The following is a 24,740-nucleotide window of genomic DNA, read 5'->3' on the forward strand; positions in this document are numbered from 1 at the left end:
TAACTTTGAAAGGTAATGCCATGAGCGATACTTACGTGCTCAAGGCCGATCTGCGCAGCCGGGTTGGTAAGGGGTCCTCCCGCGAACTTCGCCGCAACGGCCAGATTCCTGCAGTCATCTATGGCGACAAGCAGGAGCCCCTCGCAATCGCCATTCCTTATAAGGAAGTTTACTACAAGATCCATGGCGGTGGCTTCAAGACCACAATCGCTACGATCGAAGTAGACGGCAAGAAGATTCAGGTCCTCCCGAAGGACTACCAGCTTGATCCGGTTCGTGACTTCCCGCAGCACGTCGACTTCCTTCGCGTTTCCGCGAAGTCGGTTGTCCACGTCAACGTTCCAGTTCACTTCAAGAACGAAGAAGCATCACCGGGCATCAAGCGCGGCGGCGTTCTGAACATCGTTCGTCACGACGTTGAACTGATCGTTCCAGCGAATGCAATTCCTGAAGCTCTCGAATTCGACCTGACGGGTCTCGAAATCGGTGACTCGGTTCACATTTCGGCTATCAAGCTGCCGAAGGGTGCAACTGCTGCCATTCAGGACCGTGACTTCACGATCGCCACTATTGCTGCACCTGCCGGCCTGAAGTCGGAAGCAAATGCAGAAGGCGCAGACGAAGCAACGACCGAAGGCGAATAATCGCTTTCTGCATTAAGGGGCTCAGAACCATGCTGCTCATCGCAGGACTTGGCAATCCGGGGCCCCAATATGCACATAACCGACACAATATCGGTTTTATGGCGGTGGACGAAATATTCCGCCGCCATAGATTTTCAAATTGGCAGAAGAAATTCAAAGCTGAAATCGCCGATGGCGTGATCGACGGCGAAAAGGTACTTCTTATCAAGCCAATGACTTTCATGAATCTTTCTGGCCAGTCGATTGGGGAAGCCATGCGCTTCTACAAGCTCGACCCTGCCGATCTCGTCGTGATATATGACGAACTTGACCTTGCGCCTGCAAAGCTGCGCATCAAGACAGGCGGCGGCTCCGGCGGCCACAATGGCATCAAATCCATCGACGCGCATGTGCAGGCATTCCCGGGCGGCAAAGATTACCGCCGTATGCGCCTTGGTATCGGCCATCCCGGCGCTAAAGAGCTGGTTCACAATTACGTTCTGGGTGATTTCGCCAAGGTTGACAGCGAGTGGCTCGACAAGCTGTTCGGCGCTATTGCTGACAACATCGGCTTACTGGCCAAGAAGGAAGACAACAGCTTCATGAACCGTGTGGCCATCGCCATGGGTGATGGTAGCCAGCGCCCAAGTGGATTCAAAGCAGATCCCGAGCAGGCAGCAAAGGGTCCGCCCAAGGCACAGAGCCATATCCGCCAGGCACGCCAGAGCTCTGCCAAGCCAAACATTCCCGCGAGTGGCCCGATGGCTGAAATGCTGAAAAAGCTGCTCGGCAAGAAAGACTGAACTATGAACGAAGTCGTTTACATGTTCGCCATGAGTCTCGACGGCTTTATCGCTAATGACGATGGCAGCTTCGATTGGCTCGAACAGTTTCCGCCAGATGACGGCTTTGGCTTCGACGAGTTTATGGCGGGCATTACCGGAATCGTTATGGGACGCGAAACATATGATGTCATATGTTCCATTCCCGAATGGCCTTATGGCTCGCTGCCAGTCGTTGTTGCGACGCATCAGAAATTCGACAATCTGCCCGCAAACACCGCCGCAATGGCTGGAAAACCAGACGAGCTGATTGCGCAGCTGAAAGCCTTGGGTGCAAACGGTCGCATCTGGCTTATGGGTGGCGGCGATCTGGCGCGGCAATTTCTCGATGCCGGTCTGCTTGACATCATCGATATAGGAACTATTCCGGTCATTCTGGGAAGCGGAAAACCGGCTTTCAAAAATTCATCACGCTACTGGCTGGATTTGCAATCCGCCAATGCGCTTCATAATGGCGCCGTGCGCTCAATTTACCGCGTCAAGCGATAAGGGACGAATATCATGGGTTTCAAATGCGGCATCGTCGGCCTGCCTAATGTCGGCAAGTCCACGCTCTTCAACGCGCTGACCAAGACGGCCGCAGCACAGGCTGCAAACTATCCGTTCTGCACCATCGAACCAAACACCGGCGAAGTGGCCGTTCCCGATCCACGCCAGAACGGCATTGCGAAAATCGCAGGCTCGAAGGAAATCATCCCTACCCGCATCAACTTCGTTGATATTGCAGGTCTGGTGCGTGGCGCATCCAAGGGCGAAGGCCTGGGCAATCAGTTCCTCGCCAACATCCGCGAAGTCGATGCGATCGTGCATGTTCTGCGTTGCTTTGAAGACGACGACATCACCCATGTTGAAGGCCGCATCGATCCTGTGTCAGACGCAGAAACCGTTGAAACGGAACTGATGCTGTCTGACCTTGAAAGCATTGAGCGCCGCATCGTCCAGATCCGTAAGCGCGCCAGCAGCAAGGACAAGGAAGCAACCACCGTTCTGCCGATCATGGAGCAGGCGCTGGAGCTGTTGCAGAATGGTAAGCCGGTTCGCCTGATGCTGAAAGACATTGCACCAGACGATCTTCTGATCCTCAAGGGTCTGAACCTGCTCACTTCTAAGCCAGTCCTTTACGTCTGCAATGTTGCCGAAGGCGATGCTTCCAAGGGAAATGAATATAGCCAGGCCGTTGAGAAAATGGCTGCGGAACAAGGCGCTGAAAGCGTTATCATTTCGGCTGCCATCGAAGCAGAAGTAGCCCAGCTGGCCGACGAAGAAGCCAAGGAATATCTCGATGCCATGGGCCTCGAAGAACCCGGCCTCGATCGTCTCATTCGCGCGGGCTACAAGCTTCTCGACTTGATCACCTATTTCACGGCTGGCCCCAAGGAAACACGTGCCTGGACCATCAAGCGCGGAACAAAGGCTCCGGGTGCTGCAGGCGTCATTCATACCGATTTCGAGCGCGGCTTCATTCGCGCGCAGACCATCGCTTATGAAGACTACATCAAGTTCAACGGTGAAGTCGGTGCCAAGGAAGCAGGCAAAGCGCGGGACGAAGGTAAAGAATACATCGTCCATGACGGCGATGTGATGCTTTTCCGCTTCAATACCTGATACGATCAGGCCACCGTGAAAACGGTGGCCTTTTTTCTAAGCACGTCTCCAAAAAGTGGGAACCGCCTTCGCGGGAAAATCAGTTCACTGGACTGATTTTTTTATCCCGCTACGATGGGGGTAAAGACCTGCGCAGACAAAGAGACAGAGCGGTAGCAATATCAGACTTTATGAAAACTGCTCTGGTCGGGAGGACACCGGATTGACTGATAAGACGCCCAAATATGCTTATGAAGATTTCACGCAAGGACTGAAGTTGGCCTTCGGTCCGCGCACTGTAACTAAAGAAGAGATCATCGAATTCGCCCGCGAATTCGACCCACAGCCTTTTCACCTGGATGAGGCGGCAGGCAAGGCAAGTGTGCTTGGTGGCCTCGCTGCATCGGGTTGGCATACCGTGTCGCTGTTCATGCGAATGGTTTGGGATGCTTATCTCAAGGATTCGACATCGCAAGGCAGCCCGGGCATCGAGTTCAATCGCTGGAAACGTCCTGTGCTTGCAGGCGACACACTCAGCGGCTTCTCAACCGTGCTTGATCGCCGCCGCTCAAAATCCATGCCCCATGTAGGCTTTCTCACTGTCTACAATGAGATCGTCAATCAGCGTGGAGAAGTGGTGTGCGAACTGCAACATACGGCCATGGTCGGCCTTCGTAATCCCGAGAACGAAGGAGATGCCGCATGAGCTTTATCGAAGAGCATCTTGGTGAAGAGCTGACAATTGGCAGCTATACCTTCACTGCAGCAGAAATCATTCACTTCGCATCAAAATTCGATCCTCAACCTTTTCACCTTGATGCGGAAGCCGCCAAGAACAGCGTGTTGGGTGGTCTGTGTGCTTCTGGATGGCACACAACGGCCGTATTCATGAAGTTGAACGTGGCCTCTATCGTTGAGGCGACAAAAGACGCCATGAAGCGTGGCGAAGTACCTCCTACTTTTGGCCCCTCACCTGGTTTTGAAAATCTGAAATGGGTGAGGCCGGTCTATGCCGGTGACACAATCACATATAAGCGCACTGTGCACGCGGTACGCCCTCTTACCTCGCGTCCGGGTTGGTCGATGCTCAGCATGAGTACGAGTGCCTTTAATCAGGATGGCGAGAAGGTTCTGTCTTTCGATAATAGTGCCATGATAAAGCTGCCCTCATAAGGCCAATAAAAAAGCCCGGATCAAATCCGGGCTTTTATCATATGGCTTTAAATCTCAATCACCTTCAAACTCAACAAGCGTGCGCACCGGCACACCCAGCGCTTCGAGCTTCTTGCGGCCACCAAGGTCCGGCAGATCAATGATGAAGCATGCGGCAACGATATTCGCGCCCATCTGCAGAAGAAGTTTGGCCGCAGCTTCCGCCGTGCCTCCCGTTGCAATCAGATCATCGACGAGAATGATACGCTCACCCTTCTCGATGGCATCGCGATGCATTTCCATTTCATCAATGCCGTATTCGAGGCTGTAAGCAATGCGCACGGTATCGCGCGGCAGCTTCCCCTTCTTGCGGATTGGTACAAAACCAGCCGAAAGCTGATGCGCTATCGCGCCACCCAGAATGAAGCCGCGCGCTTCAATACCAGCAACCTTATCCACCTTGTTCCCGGCGAAGGGATAAACCAGTTCATCCACTGACCGGCGGAAAGCCTGAGCATCGCCCATAAGCGTTGTCACATCGCGGAACTGAACACCGGGTTTCGGGTAATCCGGAATGGTTCTGATCGCGTCCTTCAAAGTCGCTTTGAATCCGGATTCCATTTTCAGTCCTTTCAGAGGGTAAGCCGACATGTTGTTACAAGTGCTGTGTCGGCTGACTCATTTATATTAAACTCTCTTCAATCACGATATGCGCATTGCGCCAAGCACGTTCGCGCATTTTTGAACGGCTTCTGCTGTTTCCAACAAAAAGGGCGCCTCACGGCGCCCTTTGAAACAGTTCAGCTCGGTTAAACAATCAATGCTTCACATTCGCCCAAACCGAACGCTTGGCGATGTAGACAAGGCCAGCAAACAGGATGAGAAAAATGATGACCCGGAAACCCGTTTTCTTGCGGTCTTCAAGATGTGGTTCAGCAGCCCACATCAGGAATGCCGAAACGTCACGCGCATACTGGTCGACCGTCTGCGGCGAACCATCATCGTAGGTCACCTGATCGTCGCTAAGCGGCTTTGCCATGGCAAGCGATTTACCCGCAATGAAGTACGGGTTGTAGTGCGTGCCTTCCGGGATATGCATTCCAGCTGGCGGCTGTTCATCATAGCCAGTCAGCAGCGAATGAATGTAGTCCGGACCTGCTTCAGCATATTGCGTGAATATATCGAAGACAAAAGTCGGAAACCCACGCTCAACCGCCCGGGCTTTAGCGATCAACGAAAAGTCCGGCGGAGCTGCACCATTGTTGGCGGCAGCGGCTGCATTCGTGTTGGCAAATGGTGACGGGAAATGATCTGTCGGGATTGCCTTGCGGGTGAACATTTCACCATCTGCATTAGGACCATCCTGAGTTTCATATTCCGCAGCAAATGCCTTCACCTGCTCAGGCGAATATCCAAGGTCTTCCAACGTGCGGAAGGCTACCAGATTCATCGAATGGCATGCAGAGCAGACTTCCTTATAAACCTTGAGACCGCGCTGAAGCTGCCCCTTGTCATAGGTTCCGAATGGACCTGAGAAGGTCCATTTCTCCTGCTTTGGATGGTGAATCGGAAAATGTTCCGGTTCCCCTTCACCACCACCAGCGGCAAAAGCACCGCCCATCGTCACACCCAGCGCAACCAGCGGAGCAATACCGAAAGCAGCGAAACTCTTGAGGATGTTTTTCATTGTTACGTCCTTCATTTTTCGCTGCTTCACGCCTTGATGTCCACTGGAGCAATCTCAGCTTTGCCTGCGCCCTTCTCCAGTACCGCCTCGGTAATCGAGTTCGGCAGACGCTTTGGCGTCTCGATCAGGCCGAGAACCGGCATGATGACGATGAAGAATGCGAAGTAGTAAAGCGTACCGAACTGCGCCAGCAGCGTGTAAGTGCCTTCGGCAGGACGCGAGCCCAGCCAGCCAAGGAAAATGGCATTAATGACAAACAGCCAGAAGAACAGCTTGAACCAAGGGCGATAGACCGCCGAACGAACCTTTGACGTATCAAGCCATGGAACAACGAAGAGAATTGCGATCGAACCGAACATGGTGAGAACGCCGCCGAGCTTCGAGTCGATCGGTCCGATGTTGAAGGTGATGGCGCGCAGCATCGCGTAAAACGGCAGGAAGTACCATTCCGGGACAATGTGTGCCGGTGTCTTCAGTGAGTCGGCCGGGATATAGTTATCCGGATGACCAAGGAAGTTCGGCATATAGAAGACGAAATAAGCGAAGAAGATGAAGAAGACGAGCGCACCAAAAGCGTCCTTGATGGTCGCATAAGGCGTGAACGGCAGCGTATCAGTCTCCGACTTGATTTCAATCCCGGTTGGATTGGTCTGGCCGGTTACATGCAGTGCCCAGACGTGCAGGATAACAACGCCTGCAATCATGAACGGCAGCAGATAATGCAGCGAGAAAAAGCGGTTCAGCGTCGGATTATCGACAGCGAAGCCACCAAGCAGCAATTGTTGGATGGGCTCACCTATCACCGGAAATGCAGTGAAGAAGCCCGTGATAACCGTTGCACCCCAGAAGGACATCTGTCCCCAGGGCAGCACATAACCCATGAAGGCGGTTGCCATCATAAGGAGGAAGATCACGACACCGAGAATCCACAGAAGCTCACGCGGCGCCTTGTAAGAACCGTAATAAAGACCGCGAGCGATATGAAGATAAACCGCGATAAAGAAGAATGATGCACCGTTGGAGTGCATGTAGCGCAGTAGCCAACCGGAATTGACGTCGCGCATGATCTTTTCAACGGAATTGAATGCGATCCCTGTATCCGCAGCATAATGCATCGCCAGCACAATGCCGGTAATGATCTGCGCGATCAGCATGAATGCCAGGATGCCGCCAAACGTATACATGTAGTTCAGGTTACGTGGCGTCGGATAGGCAACAAAGGAATCATAGACGAGACGCGGTAATGGCAGTCGTTCGTCGACCCATTTTTCGATGCCGGTCGTGGGCGTATATGTGGAGTGTCCACCACTCATGTTTTCTCTCCCCAAGATCTGTTTTAGCCGATCCTGATGACCGTATCGGAAGCAAATGCGTATGCCGGAATGTGCATGTTTTCCGGCGCTGGACCGCTACGGATACGACCCGCGGTGTCATAGGTCGAACCGTGGCATGGGCAAAACCAGCCACCGAAAGAACCCGACTCACCGAGCGGTACGCAACCAAGGTGGGTACAAACGCCGATCATGATGATCCAGTTTTCCTTACCTTCACCAGCAGAACGCGCGACATCGGTCGCCTCCGCATCAACTGGAAGGTTCGCATTACGGGCCGCGATGTCTTTCAGATCGCCAAGAGCAGTCGTCTTGGCGTCTTCGATTTCCTTGGCCGTACGGTTGCGGATGAAAACTGGCTTTCCGCGCCATTTAACGGTGAGTGATGCGCCCTCTGCGAGAGAAGTCACATCAACCTCAATAGACGCTGCAGCAAGCGTCGAAGCGTCGGGACGCATCTGGTCGATAAACGGCCATGCCAATCCGCCGACACCGACGACACCGGCCATTCCCGTCGCAATATACAAAAAATCACGCCGTGTCGGCTCAGCCGTGTCGTGTGCGCTCACGTGCCAATTCCTTTTTAACCTGGATATCCAATTGAAATCTCCCCTCGTTCCTTTGCACTTGCGCAAAAGCAGTCCAGCCTTTTGCGCTCACGCAAAAAGCAGTTCTACAATTGCTTGCAGAACGAAATTCCCTCCATCTCAACATTGAGGTTTAGGCAGGTTGAAAAGCCTTGTCCAGACGCCAACCCCATAGGACGGCACCATGTCGCAGGCTGTTTTGTAGGGAGGTTTTAAAAGTCAGCAGACAAACAACCCCACCCGAATGTTGCTTCGGGCGAGGAACTGAACAGAGCTCAAATATACAGCATATTAGCGGTTAATGCCGAGAAAACCGCCGGACTGACGCGCCCAGAGGCCAGCATAGATGCCGCCACGCGCGATAAGTTCATCATGAGTGCCTTCTTCGACAATCCGCCCCTGGTCCATCACGATGAGGCGGTCAAGCGCTGCAATGGTCGAAAGCCGGTGCGCGATGGCGATCACAGTCTTGCCTTCCATCAGCTGGCGAAGATTCTCCTGGATCGAAGCTTCCACCTCTGAGTCGAGCGCGGAAGTCGCCTCGTCCAGAATAAGAATAGGCGCATCTTTCAGGATAGCACGCGCGATCGCGATCCGCTGACGTTGGCCGCCAGAAAGCTTGACGCCTCTTTCACCAACAAATGCATCGAACGACTTGCGCCCGTTGAAATCTTCCAGTTTGGTGATGAACTCGTCTGCTTCTGCCTGTCGTGTTGCCTGAAGCAGTTCTTCATCACTCGCATCGTCACGTGCCAGCATGATATTATCGCGCAGTGAACGATGCAGCAGTGCCGTCTCCTGACTGACAACCGCAAAAGCACGGCGTAGCGAGGCTTGCGTCACATCGCGAACGTCCTGCCCGTCAACAAGGATCGCGCCTTTCTCGACATCATAAAGGCGCAGGATCAGATTGACGAGAGTCGTCTTACCCGCACCCGAATGACCAACCAGTCCAATGCGCTCGCCGCCCTTAACGGTGAAGTTGATACTATCGAGGACACCCGCTGCCTTGCCATAATGAAAGGTAACATTCTGGATATCGATCCGCGCTTCTGTGATCTGCAAGGTCTTTGCATCTCGCTTGTCTTCAAGGCCAAGCGGGGCAGAAACAAGCTTCATCGAATTTTCGATCAGACCGAGCTGACGCAACATACCATTGAGCTGCATCATCAGGCGGCCAAGCAACATGTTCAGTCGCAAAACAAGACCAAGCGTGAAGGACACCTGTCCAACGGTGATCGCATCGCGTGTCCACAAATCGATGGTGATCGCAGCAACTGTAACGATCATCACACCAGAAAGTGCCGTCATAGCGAGACGCACGCCGGTGAGCGAGCGCATGAAAGGCAAGATCGCAGCGAGATACCGCATAAAGCCTTCACGCATGTAGCGTTCATCGTCGTCAGCAGTATTAAGTTTGATCGTCTGAATATTAGAATAGCTGTCGACGATACGGCCATTGATCATTGAGCCCGCTTCTGCGGACGCTTCAGCACTCTTGCGAATCCGTGGCAGATAGTGCCGGGCAATGAGACCAAAAACCGCGATCCATAGGATAACGGCTGCAGCCAGCCGCCAGTCGAGGCGACCAACGAGAAACAGAGTTGTGATACTGTAAATCGCCATGAACCAGACGACTTGAATGAGACTTTCAATCAGGTCGCCCGCAGCCTGCCCCGCCTGCCAGACCTTGGTGGCAATTCGTCCGGCAAAATCGTTCTGAAAAAACGCATAGGATTGGCGCTGGACGTAAGAGTTGGCCTGCCAGCGGATCATATTATAGAAACCCGGCGACAGGGTCTGGCCTTCAAGCAACGTGTTTATTGCGGTGACGACAAACCGGATGACGAGAACGGTAACGCCCATGAACAGCAGTTCCGGGCCAGCAGCCTGAAACAGCGCGGACCAGCTGCGCTCGGCCCCCGCCTTGCCTGCCTGATCGAGAATGTCGACCAGCCTGCCGGTAAAGTAAAAAAGACCAGCCTCCACCAGTGGCAAAAGACCGCCAATAACCAGCGAGGCTGCAAGCGGCCATTTAGCCTGACGAGCGTAATGCCAGAGAAAAGCCAGCGTTGTTGAAGGCGGCCTAAGCTTGTCCGGTTCGCGGAAGGGGTCAACCCAGCGCTCGAACAGGCTATAAACCGCTTTCATCAAATGCCTTATCCTTACTTTACCAGTTCTGTTTCGGCCTGCTCATCAAACCCAAGGAAGCCGCCCGACTGTCGTGCCCATAGTCCGGCATAAATGCCGCCGAGCGCAACAAGTTCCTCATGCGTCCCATCTTCAACGATCTGGCCCTTGTCCATCACAACGAGACGATCAAGTGCTGCGATGGTCGAAAGACGGTGTGCAATAGCAATAACCGTCTTGCCTTCCATCAGCGTATTAAGGCTGTCCTGAATGGCCGCTTCCACTTCCGAATCGAGCGCAGATGTTGCCTCATCCAGAATGAGGATCGGCGCATCTTTCAGCATCACGCGAGCGATAGCGATACGCTGACGCTGCCCACCCGAAAGCTTCACGCCACGTTCGCCGACATGCGCATCAAGCCCACGCCGACCTTTCGCGTCAGTCAGCAGCGGAATGAACTGATCAGCTTGTGCCAGACGGATTGCCCGCTCGACCATTTCGTCCGTCGCATCCGGACGGCCATACATCACGTTCTCACGCACCGAACGATGCAGCAATGACGTATCCTGCGTGACCATGCCGATGCTGGCACGAAGCGAGTCCTGCGTGACCTTGGAAATGTCCTGCCCATCAATCAGAATGCGGCCCTTCTCGAGATCGTAGAAGCGCAGCAGCAGATTGACCAGAGTGGATTTACCCGCACCTGAACGTCCGACCAGGCCAATCTTCTGCCCAGCCTGAATGTCCAGTGACAGGCCTTCAATTACGCCCTTGCCCTTACCGTAATGGAAACCAATCTTGTCGAAATCCAACGCACCTTTGCTGACGTGCAGCGCAGGCGCATTCGGCGCGTCCACCACTTCATGGGCACGTGCAATCGTCGTGATACCGTCTTCCACCGTTCCGATATTTTCGAACAGCGCTGACATTTCCCACATGATCCACTGCGACATGCCGTTGAGACGCAGCACAAGGCCAATACCAACCGCAACCGCACCAACGGAGATGGCTTCATTCATCCAGAGCTTGATGCCAATCGCACCCACAGCAAACAGCAGAATACAATTCGCCATATAGAGCGTGAAGTGGAACATCGTAATGAGACGCATCTGCCGATGCACAGTACTAAGGAAGCCGTCGAGACTTTCCTTCACATATGACTCTTCGCGACTTGAATGCGAGAACAGTTTGACGGTCGCAATATTGGTATAGCTATCGACAATACGTCCGGTCATCGATGAACGCGCATCGGCCTGTTCTTCGGAAATCACCCGCAGACGCGGAATGAAGAAGCGCAGCAGGATCATGTAGACGATAAGCCAGACCGCAAACGGGATCATCAGAACAATATCTGCGGAAGCCGCAATGAACAGCGTGCCTGCAAAATAGACGATGACATAGTTCAGCACGTCGAGCAGCTTCATCACCGTTTCGCGCACGGCGAGAGCGGTCTGCATCAGCTTGGTCGAAATACGCCCGGCAAACTCGTCCTGAAAGAACGACATGGACTGACGGATCAGATAACGATGCATCAGCCAGCGCACGCGCATCGGGTAGTTACCCAGCAGCGTCTGGTGAATGAGCAGCGAATGGGCGAGCACGACACCCGGCAAGCCGACAAGGACAACGCCCGCGATCATCGCAAGCCGCCAACCTTCATTGCTGAGGAACGTCTCGCGCGACTGATGCGAAAGCCAGTCGACAATGTTGCCCATGAAGGCAAACAGCGACACTTCGATAATCGCGATCAGCGTTGTGAAAATCGCCATACCGATAATCCATGGCCACGCGCCACGGGTATAATAAAGGCAGAAGGCCACCAGCCCGCGCGGAGGCTCACGCGGAGGTTCTTCGGGATAGGCTTCGAGTCGTTTTTCAAACCATCTAAACATGGCGATCCTTTTATGTGTCGCAACAAAAATTGCCAAGACGGAATAGGAACAAAAAGGGAATATTTTTGTGATCAGAGAACAGTTTTGCTCCCGGCAGCATAATCGCGCATGATTGATGTGTTGACGTGGCGGAAACATTCAATCTCTGTGCTTGCAGCAACAGAGTTTGTGGGTTACCCGCCTCATATGGAACTGCGTATCGCTCTTTACCAGCCTGACATTCCCGGCAACACGGGAACCATCCTGCGCATGGCCGCATGCCTCGGCTTCGCGGTGGATTTGATCGAGCCTGCAGGCTTCGACGTCTCCGACAGATCGCTGAAACGCGCCGGCATGGATTATCTGGAACAGGCCGCCCTCACCCGTCATGCCGACTGGCAACATTTCAATGACTGGCGTCAGCAGGCAGGCAAACGTCTCGTTCTGCTTTCGACCAAAGCTGCGGTTCCCTATACGGATTATCAGTTTCAGAAAAATGACATTCTGCTTTTCGGTCGTGAATCCGCCGGCGTGCCGGACAGTATTCAGGACCTTGCTGAAACACGGCTGATTATTCCGATGGTGCCAGGCGCACGATCCCTAAATCTTGCGGTTTCGGTAGCGTTGACCGCGGGCGAAGCTATGCGCCAGCAAAAACTGGAAAGCGATTCCCTTTCAAGCCTCTAGAGGAACAAACGGAATCAGTTCCCGAAGTGTGTTCAATATGCTTTGCACAATGCCGGTTGTGCTCAGCGATCCTCTTTTGATCTCCGGTCTGAAAGGCTCTCTTTCGATGAAGTCATCGCTCCGTAATCTCACTTTTGCTGCGTCCGCCCTCTCGATGCTCGCGGCAGCACCTGCATTCGCACAAGGCGCAGAAACCATTTCGCCAAAGGTCATGGTCATCACCATGTTCGGCGAAGAAGCAAAGCCTTGGCTGGAAGGCGAAAAGTTCACGCAGAAGCTGAAGCTGCCGGGCCTGAGCCCTGAATATCCAGAGGTTGATTGCACGGCTGAGGGTCTTTGTCACATGACGACGGCCATGGGCTTCGCCAATGCGGCAAGCGCCGTCACGGCAATGGCACTAAGCGACAAGCTTGATCTCACCCACACCTATTTCCTCATCGCAGGCATTGCAGGCGTTGATCCAAAGCACGGTACGCTGGGTTCGGCGCATTGGGCAAAATATGCAATCGACGCCAATCTCAATCACCGCATTGATATCCGCGAAGCGCCTGAAGGCTGGCCGACAGACTTCTTTGGCCTTGGCGCAGAAAAGCCAGGCGAAAAGCCAAAGTGGGCTGCGGGCACGGAAGTGTTTGAACTGAATGGCAAGCTTGCCGATTACGCATTGGCAACGACCAAGGGCGTGGAGCTTCTCGACAGTGACGATGCGAAGACATATCGCGAGCACTACACCGAGGAAGCAGCAACCAGCGCTCCGATGGTTACGATCTGTGATACGGCATCGGGTGACACCTACTGGCATGGAACCAAGCTCGGCGAAGCCATGGAACAGTGGTCAAAGCTCCTGACCGACGGCAAGGCTGAATATTGCACTTCGCAAATGGAAGACAATGCGACGCTCACTTCGCTCAAGCGTGCAGCAGATGCTGGCAAGCTTGATTACAACCGTATCGCGCTGCTGCGGACCGCTTCCAACTTCGACCGTCAGGGCAAAGATCAGACCGCAGCGCAATCGCTTGCTGCAAAATCGGGCGGCTTCCCGCTTGCAACGACCAATGCCTATCGCGTTGGCAAGGTCTATGCCGACAGCATCATCAAGGATTGGAAGTCCTGGGAGCAAGCGCCACAGACCGAAGCAAAATAAGCTGGTAACGGTATAACGACTCACAAATGAAAGCGCCCTTCGGTAAAACCGAAGGGCGCTTTTTTAAATGGCTAATCTGAATCTCGTTTCAACAACTTAACAGCACAAACTGAATCAGTTCCCGAACGACAATCCAACCCCGGATTAATCGGAGCAGCGCGTTAATCAGAAGTTGGCAACCGCCGCATCGTAAATTCGATCACGTCGTCAGGCCGTTCACACCAGCTTTCGATTTCAGTCCAATATGCGGCTTTGGGAAAGGTCTCAAACCATTCGCGCGCCTTTTCACGCGCAGCCTGTCGCGGCAAAGCAAACGTCTCTCGGATAAACCCATCGCGTGGAAGGCGGCTCTTATTCGCGCGGCCTTTTTCGAGCTGCCTGCGCAGTCCTTCAAGCGGTGGGCGGGGCGGTGATGCGGTCATGCAGTAGCCTCCCGAAACAGGGTACATCCAATCCCTTGGAGGCTTAAGATAGGGAAGCAACGACTTGATGACGAGTCTTTTCTTGGGGAGAGGAAATCCTGTGCTCCAAGTGCATCGTGTTCGGGCTTTGCCAGACTGCAGGACTTTGCTAAGTCAGGAAAATAGAAGTTTAAATTTTCGCGGCTTCTCCAGTCGCACGGTACATTGCGTGAGAGGATAAAAAATGCAGCGCGACGAGATTCCGGCAATCATCCCGCAAGATATCGAAGATAAAAAGCAAGCGGCACAGAACTGGTTTGAAGAGCTGCGTGATCGTATCTGCGCAAGCTTCGAGCAACTCGAAGACGACTTGAAGGGACAGCTTTCCGATCAGGAACCGGGCCGCTTTGTTCGCACGCCCTGGCAGAAGGATGATGGCAATGGTGGCGGCGGTGTTATGTCGATCATGCATGGTCGTGTCTTTGAAAAAGTCGGCGTGCATGTCTCCACTGTTCATGGCGAGTTCTCGCCCGAGTTTCGCAAGCAGATACCGGGCGCCGAAGAAGACCCGCGCTATTGGGCCAGCGGAATTTCGCTGATCGCGCATCCTCAGAACCCGAATGTTCCGGCAGTCCACATGAACACGCGCATGGTGGTTACCACGCGCCAGTGGTTCGGCGGCGGTGCGGACCTGACGCCGGGGCTCGATCGTCGCCGCACACAGGAAGATCCCGATACACTCGCTTTCCATAAAGCGTTCCGCTTCATCTGCGAAAAGCACAAAGACATCGTCGATTACCAGCGCGTCAAGGAATGGTGCGACGAATATTTCTTCCTGCCTCATCGTGACGAAGCACGCGGGATTGGCGGCATCTTCTATGATTGGCTGCATTCATCTGAAGAACAGGGCGGCTGGGATAAAGACTTCGCTTTCACCCGCGATGTGGGTCGTGGGTTCTCGGTCGTTTATCCGCATCTGGTTCGCCAGAACTTTAACAAGGATTGGACACCGGAAGACCGCGAAGAGCAGCTCATCCGCCGCGGACGCTATGTCGAGTTCAACCTGCTCTATGATCGTGGCACGATCTTCGGTCTTAAAACCGGCGGCAATGTGAATTCCATTCTGTCGTCCATGCCACCGGTTGTGAAATGGCCATGATTTCTAAGATGTACGTTCTCTAAAAATGAAAAGGGCCGGATTATCCGGCCCTTCTTTTATGCATCGAATGCTGCGTTATAGGTCACCTTGCCTCGTGGTATTTCCCCCTCGATAATGAGGCGCTGGAAATATTGAGCTGGCACCCCTTCAAGCCTGAGCCGTTCATCAGCCTTGAAACCAAAACGCTGATAATAGCCGGGATCACCGAGCAATACGCAGCCTTTGGCTCCCGCCTCTTTCAGCCGCAAAAGACCTTCGCGGATGAGCGCGCTGCCAATCCCCTCACCTTGCCTGCCCGGCTGAACTGATACGGGCCCAAGCCCGTACCAGTCGCAATCAGCGCCATCGATGAGAACGGGCGAAAAAGCCACGTGACCAGGAAGAGCACCGTCCTCCTCAGCAACCAGTGACAAAGTCAGTGCCGATGCCAAACGAAGTGCTTCGATGATAGCGGCTTCTTTCTGATTGCTATAAGGCACCCCGCGGAATGCCTCATCAGTCAGGAGACGAATTGCAGCAATATCCTCGGGCTGTTCCTCGCGGATAAGCATTCTGCCTCCTTCATCGGTTATTAGCTTGTGCGCGGACATTCATGCGCCCGTTAAGCGAAATGCGATACGCGCCGCCCGCACGGGATTCGATCAGTCGCTTCCGCCGCAATTGCTGGAAAACAGCCATTGTACAATCGGAAAGCAGATAACCTTCGCGGGTATAACATTCGATTTCGCAGATACGTCCGTCTTCGCGCAGATGGCGGATAAAACCACCCTGCGCCAGCACGTGCAGAACGCGCTGTTCAATGCGTGAGATATTCATTGTCGTTAATGCCTGGATGGAAACCATGACAAGCACCAGCTCTCGCGGATAAGCAGAGCTTACCCACGGCCAATGCCGTTCCCGTCCCTGAACATCTGCGGGATTAAAACTCGCAGCTATCGTTCGGAACGATCAGAGGCTTCCGACAATCTCCAGCATCAACAATTCCTTTTAATCTGGCCCACTCATACAGGCTCAAAAGACTGAAGGGCCCGAGAGCCCTCCAAAAAAATCATTTAAAAGCACAGCAGCTTGAAGTCAAATCGTTCAGGCTTTTGGCTGGTTGCGAAGTTTTTCCGCTTCCGCATAGAACTTCTTTTCCCACTCATTGTGGTTATCCAGCCCTTCCTTGATGAAGGGCGTAAAGATTGCAAGATTCATCAATGCCCAATTTACGAAACGGGCTGGAAACTTCAGCGGCTTTACGAAATCGACGAATAGCACGACACGCGTATGGTCGGTATGGTTCCACGCTTCGTGCTCGTAGGCATCATCGAAAATCAGGACCTTACCTTCCTGCCAATGGCAGACCTGCTTATCGACCCGGATCGCAAGCTTGTCGGCAGGCTCTGGCACGATCATGCCCATATGCAGACGCAACACGCCATTATAAGGGCCGCGATGCGGCGGCAGATGTTTGCCCGGTTCAAAGATCGAGAACATGGCAGTGGTCAGGCCCGGAATTTTCTGCACGGCATTCCATGTATTGGGACACGCGCGAACATTTTGTTCCGACTTCACGCCAAAGCCAAGCAGGAAGAAAGTCTTCCAGTGATTGTCGGTCGAGATCGTTTTGACGTCTGAGGAAATATCCTGGAAGGACGGCAGTTCACTCTGGCGCACCAAAACCTTTTCAAGCTCCGCACGGATAGCCGGATATTCCTTCTCGACTTCTGCAACCCATGGAAAGATAGCATTGTCATAGACAGGCGGATTACCAAGTTTTGCGTGCTTGAGATTAAGCCGTTCCGCCCATGCAACAATTCCCATAAAGAAACGTGTTACCGCGCCCGGACGGTCCATGGGCGCGATACCGTCAGTGCCAAAATTCTGCTTGGGATCAGAGGTCGCTTTCTGCGAAGTCGATGTATCGGAACTGGACATTCATTGCTCTTTCAAATCAGGCGCTTAAAACGGAACTTATGATATAAACTCAGAAAATCGCGGCATGATTTTGTATAATCAGCCGTCAATCGTTCATTTTATTGCGATCAAGTTTGTCCAGAAGCGTTTCGTGGTCAAGACTAAAACCTGAGTCAATCCAGAGAGTTTCCAGCTCGCGCAGCTTTTCCCCCAAAACCGGGCCTTTTTCGATGCCAAGACGAAGTAGATCTCCACCCGTCACAGGGAAGACCGGCGCTTCGTAGCTTTGAACCGATTCAAGCAGGCGGGCATAGCCACCTGCACGGATCATCGCCTCATCACTGCCAATCGCTTCATTGCGTGCGTGAGCGTAGCTGAGCTGAATGCGATCCAGAACAGCTTGTTTGCTACCGCGATAGACGAGTTTTTTCAGCGCTTGTTCGGACATTTCCGGCTTGATGACATCAGTCCGCGCCCATGCTTCAAGACGCGCGCGTTCCGCATTTGACATTTTGAGCCGTTTTCCCATCGCATCAACGCGAGTTGTATCGGGTGGGATCATGCTTTCAAGCCGCAACAAGGCATCCACTGGCCAGCCAAGATCGCCTTCGGTGCGCACAAGTCCGTGGATCGAATCGATGCCCCATTTTTCGCTTTCCGGCAGAATGGCCGTGAGGACACCCGCCTGCCGCATCCACAAAAGCGCACGTGAAGGATCTGGGGCCGCCAGAAGCTTTTTCAGTTCCGACCAGACACGTTCGGCCGAAAGCTGATCAAGGCCATCCTTGAGACGCGCACTGGCGCGCAGACCTGTCGTTTCCGGACGGCCCGAACCATACCAGGCAAAGAAGCGAAAAAAGCGCAGGATGCGTAAATAGTCTTCCCGGATACGCGCTTCAGCGTCGCCAATGAAACGCAATGTCCGCGTTTCGATATCAGCAAGACCGCCAACAAAATCGATCACCTCGCCATCGACTGTTGCATAAAGCGCATTGATCGTGAAATCGCGTCGCTCAGCGTCCGTCTTCCAGTCAGTACCGAAAGCCACCTTGGCATGACGACCATCGGTTTCGATATCTTTACGCAGCGTCGTCACTTCAAAAGGTTGCCCCTGAACGACAACCGTCACTGTGCCGTGTTCGATACCAGTGGGCACAGGTTTGAAACCTGCGTCTTGGACAAGCCGTACAGTATCCTGTGGCAGATGTGTGGTCGCTAAATCGATGTCGCTGACTTTTGTGCCCAGCAGCGTATTGCGTACAGCGCCACCAACTACGCGCGCCTCGCCACCCTCACGATTCAAAGCTGCAAAAAGCGCCTTGAGCGACTTGGAATTCAACCAGTCGGCGCGGGTGGAAATATTGATTGAATGAATAAGTGTCTCGCTCAAGCGTAGAGCCTTTCATAAAGTCCGCGAATGATGCCTGCGGTCACGCCCCAGATGAATCGTTCGTGATAGGGCATTGCGTAATAAAAGCGTTCCCGACCGTTGAACATCTGGCTTTCGCGCCGATGGTTGGCCGGGTTCATCAGGAAAGAAAGCGGCACTTCAAATATGTCGGCCACCTCGTCCGGATTGGGATAGACATCAAATGGTGTGTTAACGACCGCCAGAACAGGGGTAATCGAAAACCCGCTTCCAGTCAGATAGCGCGGCATATGACCGATGATTTCGGCTCGTTCTGAGATGAGCCCGATTTCCTCATTGGCTTCGCGCAGTGCCGCATTTTCAGCTGTACCGTCCTGCGGGTCGATCGCACCACCGGGAAAAGCAATCTGGCCAGAGTGCTTGCGCAGTTTCTCCGTGCGTCGCGTCAACAGCAATGTGGCCTCTGGCCCACGATCCACCACTGGCACGAGTACGGCAGCATCACGCATTTTCGATGTGACCATCGCCTGCGTGAATTCCGGGTTGAGTGCCGGATTCAGCAAGTGATCGCCGGTCAGATCGTCATGATCCGGCTGCCAGTTACGCACACGCTCGGCAAAATCACCCGCAGAAAAAGCCGGGAACAGATGAGACGCACGGTTATTCATTGGATTGCAGCCTCCAGCGCATCAACGGGCATGACTGGAAAGACCACCCCATTTGAACGCACCGCAAACATTGCCACGCCATCGACCTCGATCTCTTCGCCGAGCGCCACCAGGTCATACATCACAGCCCGCGCCAGCAATGCTTCCAGCCGACCGCGAACCATTACATAAGGTTTGAGACCACCGCTTTCCGTTTCAATGATAAAACGTAGCGGATGCTCATCACCCGCTTCGATCACATCTCCGACATTGGTCCGAAAAATCAGCTTCTGCGTCTCACCTTCGCCCAACACCTGCATTTCGACAGCGATGAAATGCGCATCTTCTACGCGGATTCCAACTTTTTCCACTGGCGTTACAAGATAGGTTTTACCGTCGTCATCCTTGCGTAGCACTGTTGAAAACAGCCGCACAAGCTGAGGACGTCCAATGGGTGTTCCCATATAGAACCATGTTCCATCGGCCCGGATTTCCATGTCCAGATCGCCGCAAAACTCCGGATTCCAGCGTTCCACGGGCGGAATGCCACGTTCGTTCGTCGCCGGCCCGCTATGGGCATCGGCGTGAGCGCGCGCAATCAAAGCCTCCAGTCCGCTGGTACTGGCAGCCGCCTTCATTGAACTTTGCGGCTCTTGTTTGCCGTTAGGGGTGCTTTTTGTCATCCGACTCGGTTATTCCTGCTCGAATGTGATTAAAATGCATAGAGTCATGAAATAGTCACCGTTTCACGGCTTGTCAGCATTATAGTGCGATTTAAGTTTCAGAGGCAGTCGCCTTAAGTCCGGTTCTCCGCCCAATCATATGCGGAAATATTGCGAGGTCCCTATGAGCGTTGTTGTTACGCCCGAAGCCGCTAACCCCGATGAAATTGTTGCAGAAGCCGAACGCGCCTTAGCTGACATCGCACGCATCAAGGAGAATATCGGCACCGTTATTTTCGGGCAGGAAAGCGTCATCGAACGCGCGCTCGTGGCAATTCTTGCCGGTGGTCATGCGTTGCTCGTCGGCGTTCCCGGCCTTGCAAAGACGAAGCTTGTCGAAACTCTGGGAACTGTTCTTGGCCTGTCGGGCCAGCGTATCCAGTTTACTCCCGATCTGATGCCATCAGACATTATCGGTTCGGAAGTGATGGAACAGGATGCCGATGGCCGCCGATCCTTCCGCTATCTCAAGGGGCCGATCTTTACCCAGCTTCTGATGGCCGACGAAATCAACCGTGCGTCACCGCGCACCCAGTCAGCCCTTCTGCAAGCCATGCAGGAATATCATGTGACTGTTGCTGGTCAGCGTTATGACCTGCCAGCCCCGTTCCACGTGCTTGCCACACAGAACCCTCTGGAACAGGAAGGCACCTATCCTCTGCCTGAAGCGCAGCTTGATCGCTTCCTGATGCAGATTGATATTCTCTATCCTGAACTGGACGCCGAGCGTCGTATCCTGCTCGAAACAACAGGTGTGACAGAGGCCCGGGCCCACGCAATTCTCGATGCTGACCGACTGCGTCAGATGCAGGCACTTGTGCGCCGCATGCCCGTTTCCGAAAGCGTGGTCGATGCAATCCTGAAGCTCGTACGCTCGGCACGTCCCGACGCAGACAATGAACATGCCAACAAGCACATTGCCTGGGGCCCGGGACCGCGCGCCAGTCAGGCCCTGATGCTCTGCGCCCGCGCACGTGCTCTTTATGAAGGTCGTCTCGCCCCATCCATTGATGATGTGAAAGCCTTGGCCGAACCGGTCCTGCAGCATCGTATGGCGCTCAATTTTGCAGCACGTGCCGATGGCATGCATGTTCGCGATGTCATCGCCAATCTGGTGAAGGCTGCTGCTTAATGGTGATTGGCGCAGAAGTTTCATCGTCAGATCGCAAGGATACACTGGCTCGTGCACGGGCACGGGCAGCCAGTATCCCTGATCTGCTGGTCGAAGCGCAGCGTGTCGTCAACACTGTGATGAACGGTTGGCATGGCCGTCGCAAACGTGGACCCGGCGAAAACTTCTGGCAGTTCCGCCCTTATGTGCAGGGCGAATCGCTGGCCCACATCGACTGGCGACGCTCAGCCCGAGACGATCATACCTATGTCCGTGATCGCGAATGGGAATCTGCCCATACGGTCTGGCTATGGTGCGATTTCTCGCCCTCCATGCTTTATCGCTCGCAACTCTCACCAGTTTCAAAAGAAGCGCGCTCGCTTGTTCTGACATTGGCACTGGCAGAACTGCTCTCGCGATCCGGTGAGCGCATTGCGTTCCCATCACTGTTGCAGCCCTTTTCGGCCCGCAATGGTGCGGAGCGACTGGCTGGTGCTTTAATGCACGATGGTTCTGCCCGTCCCTTACCCGACATTGATCAGATACGCCGCTTCTCCGAAGTGGTGTTGATTTCCGACTTCCTGCATCCTCTGGATGAACTGACTGAATTGCTCGATAATCTGGCGCGTCGTGGCGTTCGTGCTCATTTGGTAGAAGCCGCGGACCCGGCAGAGGAAACCTTCCCCTATTCCGGTCGCACCGAGTTTCGTGACCCCGAAACAGGAACCACACTTGTTGCCGGTCGCGCTGAAACCTATGCCGAAGACTATCGCCGCCTCTATGTTGCGCGCAGAGATACGCTGGCGGATTTTTGCAGGCGCCTTGGCTGGAGCTTTACCGTGCATCGTACAGACAGCCCTGCCACACAGGCATTGTCGCGACTGCATGATGTTCTGAGCGCATCCTCCCATACCTCCCCCATGGGAGGCGCACGCACATGAACTTTCTGCCGCTCGCCTTTGGTTCGCCCCTGATTCTGGCTGGCCTTATCGCACTTCCGGTCATCTGGTGGCTGCTGCGGATGACGCCACCGCGTCCACAAGAAGAAACATTCCCTCCGCTGCGAATTCTTGCTCAGGTTTTCAAGCGCGAAGAGGTGCCATCTAAAAGCCCATGGTGGATGACGATTCTGCGTCTGCTGATCGCGGCATTGGTTATCCTCGCCCTTGCTTCGCCGGTCTGGAACCCGCGTCCGATTGCCCTTTCCGGCAATGAACCACTGGCAATCGTCATCGATAATGGTTGGGCATCTGCCGAAGAGTGGACTGAGCGTGTAACCGCTGCGGAAAAGCTGATTGCGGATGCGGAAGCCACCAATACGCAAATCTATGTGCTTGGCACCGCAGAACCGGCCAATACAGAGATTGGCCCCTATGATAGCAACCGTGCAACCGAACGTCTGCAAGCATTGCAACCGCGCCCGATTCCGGTTGATCGTAAAGCCGCATTGGATCGTCTTGCATCAACTCTGCCGCAGGGCGAAAAAATCCGTCTGGCTTTCATGAACGACGGTTTGGCTCAGGCTTCCGACAAAGACGCTTTCGCAACGCTGGATCAGAATGACCGCCTCGCGTCCGTCCTTTGGTATGCCGCAGACCTGGACCGTGTGCTCGCTCTTACGAGCATCGAGAACAAGGCCGATAGTCTTGAAGCAAAGGCTATCCGCCCTGATGGCATCACAATGCCGCGCACGCTGATGGCTTCAGCCTTTGATGACAAAGGTCGGCGTATTGCAGAAGCACCATTATCCTTTGCCGTCGGAAGCAATGAGGGGATGGCCCGCTTTAACCTGCCAGTCGAATTGCGTAACGACTTTCACATGGTCCGTATTGACGGTAGCCAGCAGGCAGGCGCAACGCGATTGATCGATGCCGGCTCTGAGCGCCGCACCATCGGCCTTCTAGCCAGTGGTGATGGCGACCTTGCACAGCCACTTTTGTCTCCACTGCATTATATTTCGCGTGCGCTGTCACCATTTGCGAATCTTATCGAACCCCGTTCCGCAGATCTGATGAAAACCGTACCGGAATTGCTTGATGCCAAGCCGTCCATTCTGATCATGGCCGATATCGGCACTTTGCCTAAACCAATTGAAGATCAGCTTTCAAGCTGGATTGAAGACGGTGGGACACTAATCCGTTTTGCCGGACCGCGCCTTGCTGGTGCCAGCGATAATGATCCGCTTCTGCCAGTCCGTTTGCGAAAAGGCGAGCGTGCACTGGGCGGCACTTTGTCTTGGTCGGAGCCGCAAAAGCTACGTTCATTCTCAGACAAAGGCCCCTTCGCGGGACTTTCTGTGCCTGATGACGTGACTGTCAGCCGACAAGTTCTCGCAGAACCCTCCTTTGACCTCAATGACAAGGCCTATGCGACACTGGCAGACGGAACGCCGCTTGTTACTGGCGAGACCCGCGGACGCGGTAATGTCGTGCTCTTCCACATTTCACCTGATGCAACTTGGTCGAGCCTGCCGATTTCCGGCTCGTTTGTCGAGATGCTGCGCCGGATCGTATCATTGTCGCAGCGCACCGGCGCGCAGAACGATCAACAATCCATTTCGCTCCCGCCATTCCAGCTTCTTTCAGCATCTGGTGAACTGGCACCTCCATCATCGGAAGCCAAACCCTTGATCGTTGAAAAAGACAAATTGCCTGATGTCAGCATCAATACGCCCCCCGGTTTTTACGGCAATGAAGACGGCCTGAAAGCGCTCAATATCTTCGAGGGGAGCGATATCAAGCTGCAGCCGATCAGCCAACCGGTGCTTTCTGTCGGCATAACCCCGACATCTTACAATGCTGATCAATCGATTTCGCTGCGAGGCCCGTTCTTTGCTGTGGCTGCGATGCTGCTCGCACTCGACACTTTGCTAATGCTCTGGCTGCGCGGCGCGTTTCGCCGCCGCATGAAAATTCGCTCGAAAGTCGCCAGTATTGTAGTTCTGATTGCCGCAACATCGGCCATCAGCCTGATGCCCGCAGCGATCCCTCCAGCGCGCGCGCAAGAACCACAAACGCACGACGACAGCAAGCCGGGTGACGAGGCTATTATCAACTCCGTTTCAAAGACCCATCTTGCCTATATCATCACCGGCAATGCCGCGACTGATGATATCAGCAAGGCTGGCCTGCGCGGTTTAAGCTTTGCCCTCCTGGACAAGACCGCACTGGAACCGGGTGATCCAATCGGTGTCGATCCTGCCAAGGACGAACTCGCATTCTACCCCCTGATATACTGGCCGATTGATCCGGATGCTCAAATGCCCAGTCCAGAGGCCATCGCCAAGGTTGACGCCTATATGCAGCAAGGCGGCACGGTTCTGTTCGACACGCGTGACCAGTTACAGGCGGGTGAAAGTCTTGATCCGGCCGCTTCACCAGCCAACCAGCGCTTGCGGACCATTCTTAATGGCATGAACGTACCGCCACTCGAGCCTGTGCCGGACGATCATGTACTGACCAAATCCTTCTTCATCATGCCGGATTTTCCCGGTCGTTACGAGGGTAGTCCGCTTTGGGTAGAGGCGACCGCACCGACCAATCCTGCGCAGGACCGCCCGGTTCGCACTGGTGATGGTGTCTCACCGATCATGATCACCGCAAATGATTTTGCAGGGGCCTGGGCCGTGGACGAACAAGGCAACCCAATGTTGCCAACAGTACCGAACGATCCAATGCAGCGCATTTATGCAATCCGCGGCGGCGTGAATATTGTCATGTATATGCTCACCGGGAATTACAAATCCGATCAGGTCCATGTTCCGGCCCTGCTTGAGCGGCTTGGTAATTAGGGTG

Annotated in this window: 25 protein-coding genes; 12 read left to right on the top strand and 13 right to left on the bottom strand. The window is 54.1% G+C overall.

Annotation, left to right across the window (positions count from 1 at the left end):
- The first annotated feature begins 20 nt into the window (after positions 1 to 20).
- From CEV32_RS14130 to CEV32_RS14155, 6 genes are all read left to right on the top strand, one after another.
- The gene (locus CEV32_RS14130; RefSeq protein WP_094577735.1) at positions 21 to 644 is read left to right on the top strand and encodes a 50S ribosomal protein L25/general stress protein Ctc; all 624 of its coding nucleotides are present in this window, start codon (positions 21 to 23) and stop codon (positions 642 to 644) included.
- Between the two features lie 29 nt (positions 645 to 673).
- Positions 674 to 1,426: an aminoacyl-tRNA hydrolase gene (gene pth, locus CEV32_RS14135; protein ID WP_094577736.1), complete on the top strand. Its 753-nt coding sequence runs from the start codon at positions 674 to 676 to the stop codon at positions 1,424 to 1,426.
- Between the two features lie 3 nt (positions 1,427 to 1,429).
- Positions 1,430 to 1,954, top strand: a complete 525-nt coding sequence (locus CEV32_RS14140; RefSeq protein ID WP_094577737.1) for a dihydrofolate reductase family protein — start codon at positions 1,430 to 1,432, stop codon at positions 1,952 to 1,954.
- Positions 1,955 to 1,966: 12 nt separating this feature from the next.
- On the top strand, positions 1,967 to 3,070 hold the full coding sequence (gene ychF / locus CEV32_RS14145; protein WP_094577738.1) for a redox-regulated ATPase YchF: 1,104 nt from the start codon (positions 1,967 to 1,969) through the stop codon (positions 3,068 to 3,070).
- Between the two features lie 202 nt (positions 3,071 to 3,272).
- On the top strand, positions 3,273 to 3,755 hold the full coding sequence (locus CEV32_RS14150; protein WP_094577739.1) for a MaoC family dehydratase: 483 nt from the start codon (positions 3,273 to 3,275) through the stop codon (positions 3,753 to 3,755).
- Positions 3,752 to 4,222, top strand: coding sequence for a MaoC family dehydratase (locus CEV32_RS14155; RefSeq protein WP_094577740.1), 471 nt, complete (start codon positions 3,752 to 3,754; stop codon positions 4,220 to 4,222). Before CEV32_RS14150 ends, CEV32_RS14155 begins: the two co-directional genes overlap by 4 nt.
- A 54-nt stretch (positions 4,223 to 4,276) precedes the next feature.
- On the opposite strand, the gene CEV32_RS14160 is transcribed toward CEV32_RS14155, so the two are convergent.
- From CEV32_RS14160 to CEV32_RS14185, 6 genes are all read right to left on the bottom strand, one after another.
- Positions 4,277 to 4,822, bottom strand: a complete 546-nt coding sequence (locus CEV32_RS14160; protein ID WP_094577741.1) for an adenine phosphoribosyltransferase — start codon at positions 4,820 to 4,822, stop codon at positions 4,277 to 4,279.
- Positions 4,823 to 5,018: 196 nt separating this feature from the next.
- Positions 5,019 to 5,888, bottom strand: coding sequence for a cytochrome c1 (locus CEV32_RS14165; RefSeq protein ID WP_208620852.1), 870 nt, complete (start codon positions 5,886 to 5,888; stop codon positions 5,019 to 5,021).
- A 26-nt stretch (positions 5,889 to 5,914) separates the two neighbouring features.
- Complete coding sequence (locus tag CEV32_RS14170) at positions 5,915 to 7,201, bottom strand: cytochrome b (protein WP_094577743.1); 1,287 nt, start codon at positions 7,199 to 7,201, stop codon at positions 5,915 to 5,917.
- Positions 7,202 to 7,224: 23 nt separating this feature from the next.
- Positions 7,225 to 7,788: a ubiquinol-cytochrome c reductase iron-sulfur subunit gene (gene petA / locus CEV32_RS14175; RefSeq protein WP_094577744.1), complete on the bottom strand. Its 564-nt coding sequence runs from the start codon at positions 7,786 to 7,788 to the stop codon at positions 7,225 to 7,227.
- Positions 7,789 to 8,097: 309 nt separating this feature from the next.
- Positions 8,098 to 9,957 carry an ABC transporter ATP-binding protein gene (locus CEV32_RS14180; RefSeq protein WP_094577745.1) on the bottom strand — a complete coding sequence of 620 codons (1,860 nt, stop codon included), beginning with the start codon at positions 9,955 to 9,957 and terminating at the stop codon, positions 8,098 to 8,100.
- A gap of 14 nt (positions 9,958 to 9,971) precedes the next feature.
- Positions 9,972 to 11,828 carry an ABC transporter ATP-binding protein gene (locus tag CEV32_RS14185; RefSeq protein WP_094577746.1) on the bottom strand — a complete coding sequence of 619 codons (1,857 nt, stop codon included), beginning with the start codon at positions 11,826 to 11,828 and terminating at the stop codon, positions 9,972 to 9,974.
- A gap of 186 nt (positions 11,829 to 12,014) precedes the next feature.
- Here CEV32_RS14185 and CEV32_RS14190 point away from each other — a divergent pair, with 186 nt between their 5' ends.
- Both CEV32_RS14190 and CEV32_RS14195 read left to right on the top strand, forming a co-directional pair.
- The gene (locus tag CEV32_RS14190) at positions 12,015 to 12,494 is read left to right on the top strand and encodes a tRNA (cytidine(34)-2'-O)-methyltransferase (protein ID WP_094577889.1); all 480 of its coding nucleotides are present in this window, start codon (positions 12,015 to 12,017) and stop codon (positions 12,492 to 12,494) included.
- 106 nt (positions 12,495 to 12,600) lie between these two features.
- On the top strand, positions 12,601 to 13,638 hold the full coding sequence (locus tag CEV32_RS14195; protein ID WP_094577890.1) for a purine-nucleoside phosphorylase: 1,038 nt from the start codon (positions 12,601 to 12,603) through the stop codon (positions 13,636 to 13,638).
- Between the two features lie 161 nt (positions 13,639 to 13,799).
- Here CEV32_RS14195 and CEV32_RS14200 read toward each other — a convergent pair whose 3' ends face one another.
- On the bottom strand, positions 13,800 to 14,060 hold the full coding sequence (locus tag CEV32_RS14200) for a hypothetical protein (protein WP_094577747.1): 261 nt from the start codon (positions 14,058 to 14,060) through the stop codon (positions 13,800 to 13,802).
- A 223-nt stretch (positions 14,061 to 14,283) separates the two neighbouring features.
- Here CEV32_RS14200 and hemF point away from each other — a divergent pair, with 223 nt between their 5' ends.
- Positions 14,284 to 15,198, top strand: coding sequence for an oxygen-dependent coproporphyrinogen oxidase (gene hemF / locus CEV32_RS14205; protein WP_094577748.1), 915 nt, complete (start codon positions 14,284 to 14,286; stop codon positions 15,196 to 15,198).
- A gap of 56 nt (positions 15,199 to 15,254) precedes the next feature.
- On the opposite strand, the gene CEV32_RS14210 is transcribed toward hemF, so the two are convergent.
- From CEV32_RS14210 to CEV32_RS14235, 6 genes are all read right to left on the bottom strand, one after another.
- Positions 15,255 to 15,749, bottom strand: a complete 495-nt coding sequence (locus tag CEV32_RS14210) for a GNAT family N-acetyltransferase (protein ID WP_094577749.1) — start codon at positions 15,747 to 15,749, stop codon at positions 15,255 to 15,257.
- Positions 15,750 to 15,759: 10 nt separating this feature from the next.
- A complete protein-coding gene (locus CEV32_RS14215) occupies positions 15,760 to 16,014 on the bottom strand; it encodes a YjhX family toxin (protein WP_094577891.1) in 255 nt (84 codons plus the stop codon).
- Positions 16,015 to 16,281: 267 nt separating this feature from the next.
- Positions 16,282 to 17,118 carry an aspartyl/asparaginyl beta-hydroxylase domain-containing protein gene (locus CEV32_RS14220; protein WP_094577750.1) on the bottom strand — a complete coding sequence of 279 codons (837 nt, stop codon included), beginning with the start codon at positions 17,116 to 17,118 and terminating at the stop codon, positions 16,282 to 16,284.
- A gap of 85 nt (positions 17,119 to 17,203) precedes the next feature.
- Positions 17,204 to 18,472, bottom strand: coding sequence for a CCA tRNA nucleotidyltransferase (locus CEV32_RS14225; protein ID WP_374882983.1), 1,269 nt, complete (start codon positions 18,470 to 18,472; stop codon positions 17,204 to 17,206).
- An 11-nt stretch (positions 18,473 to 18,483) separates the two neighbouring features.
- Entirely contained in the window at positions 18,484 to 19,134 is a 651-nt protein-coding gene (locus tag CEV32_RS14230; RefSeq protein WP_094577751.1) for a CoA pyrophosphatase, read from the bottom strand.
- Complete coding sequence (locus CEV32_RS14235) at positions 19,131 to 19,796, bottom strand: DUF1285 domain-containing protein (RefSeq protein WP_094577752.1); 666 nt, start codon at positions 19,794 to 19,796, stop codon at positions 19,131 to 19,133. The genes CEV32_RS14230 and CEV32_RS14235 overlap by 4 nt, the downstream gene beginning before the upstream one ends.
- A 163-nt stretch (positions 19,797 to 19,959) precedes the next feature.
- Between CEV32_RS14235 and CEV32_RS14240 the strand changes: the two genes are divergently transcribed.
- From CEV32_RS14240 to CEV32_RS14250, 3 genes are read left to right on the top strand one after another with little or no spacing between them, the layout of a single operon-like run.
- On the top strand, positions 19,960 to 20,967 hold the full coding sequence (locus CEV32_RS14240; protein ID WP_094577753.1) for an AAA family ATPase: 1,008 nt from the start codon (positions 19,960 to 19,962) through the stop codon (positions 20,965 to 20,967).
- Positions 20,967 to 21,887 (top strand): DUF58 domain-containing protein, encoded by a 921-nt coding sequence (locus CEV32_RS14245; protein ID WP_094577754.1) that lies wholly within the window; start codon positions 20,967 to 20,969, stop codon positions 21,885 to 21,887. The genes CEV32_RS14240 and CEV32_RS14245 overlap by 1 nt, the downstream gene beginning before the upstream one ends.
- Positions 21,884 to 24,736: a DUF4159 domain-containing protein gene (locus tag CEV32_RS14250; protein WP_094577755.1), complete on the top strand. Its 2,853-nt coding sequence runs from the start codon at positions 21,884 to 21,886 to the stop codon at positions 24,734 to 24,736. The genes CEV32_RS14245 and CEV32_RS14250 overlap by 4 nt, the downstream gene beginning before the upstream one ends.
- Positions 24,737 to 24,740: the final 4 nt, after the last annotated feature.

Source organism: Brucella rhizosphaerae (assembly GCF_002252475.1).
GTDB classification, from domain to species: domain Bacteria; phylum Pseudomonadota; class Alphaproteobacteria; order Rhizobiales; family Rhizobiaceae; genus Brucella; species Brucella rhizosphaerae.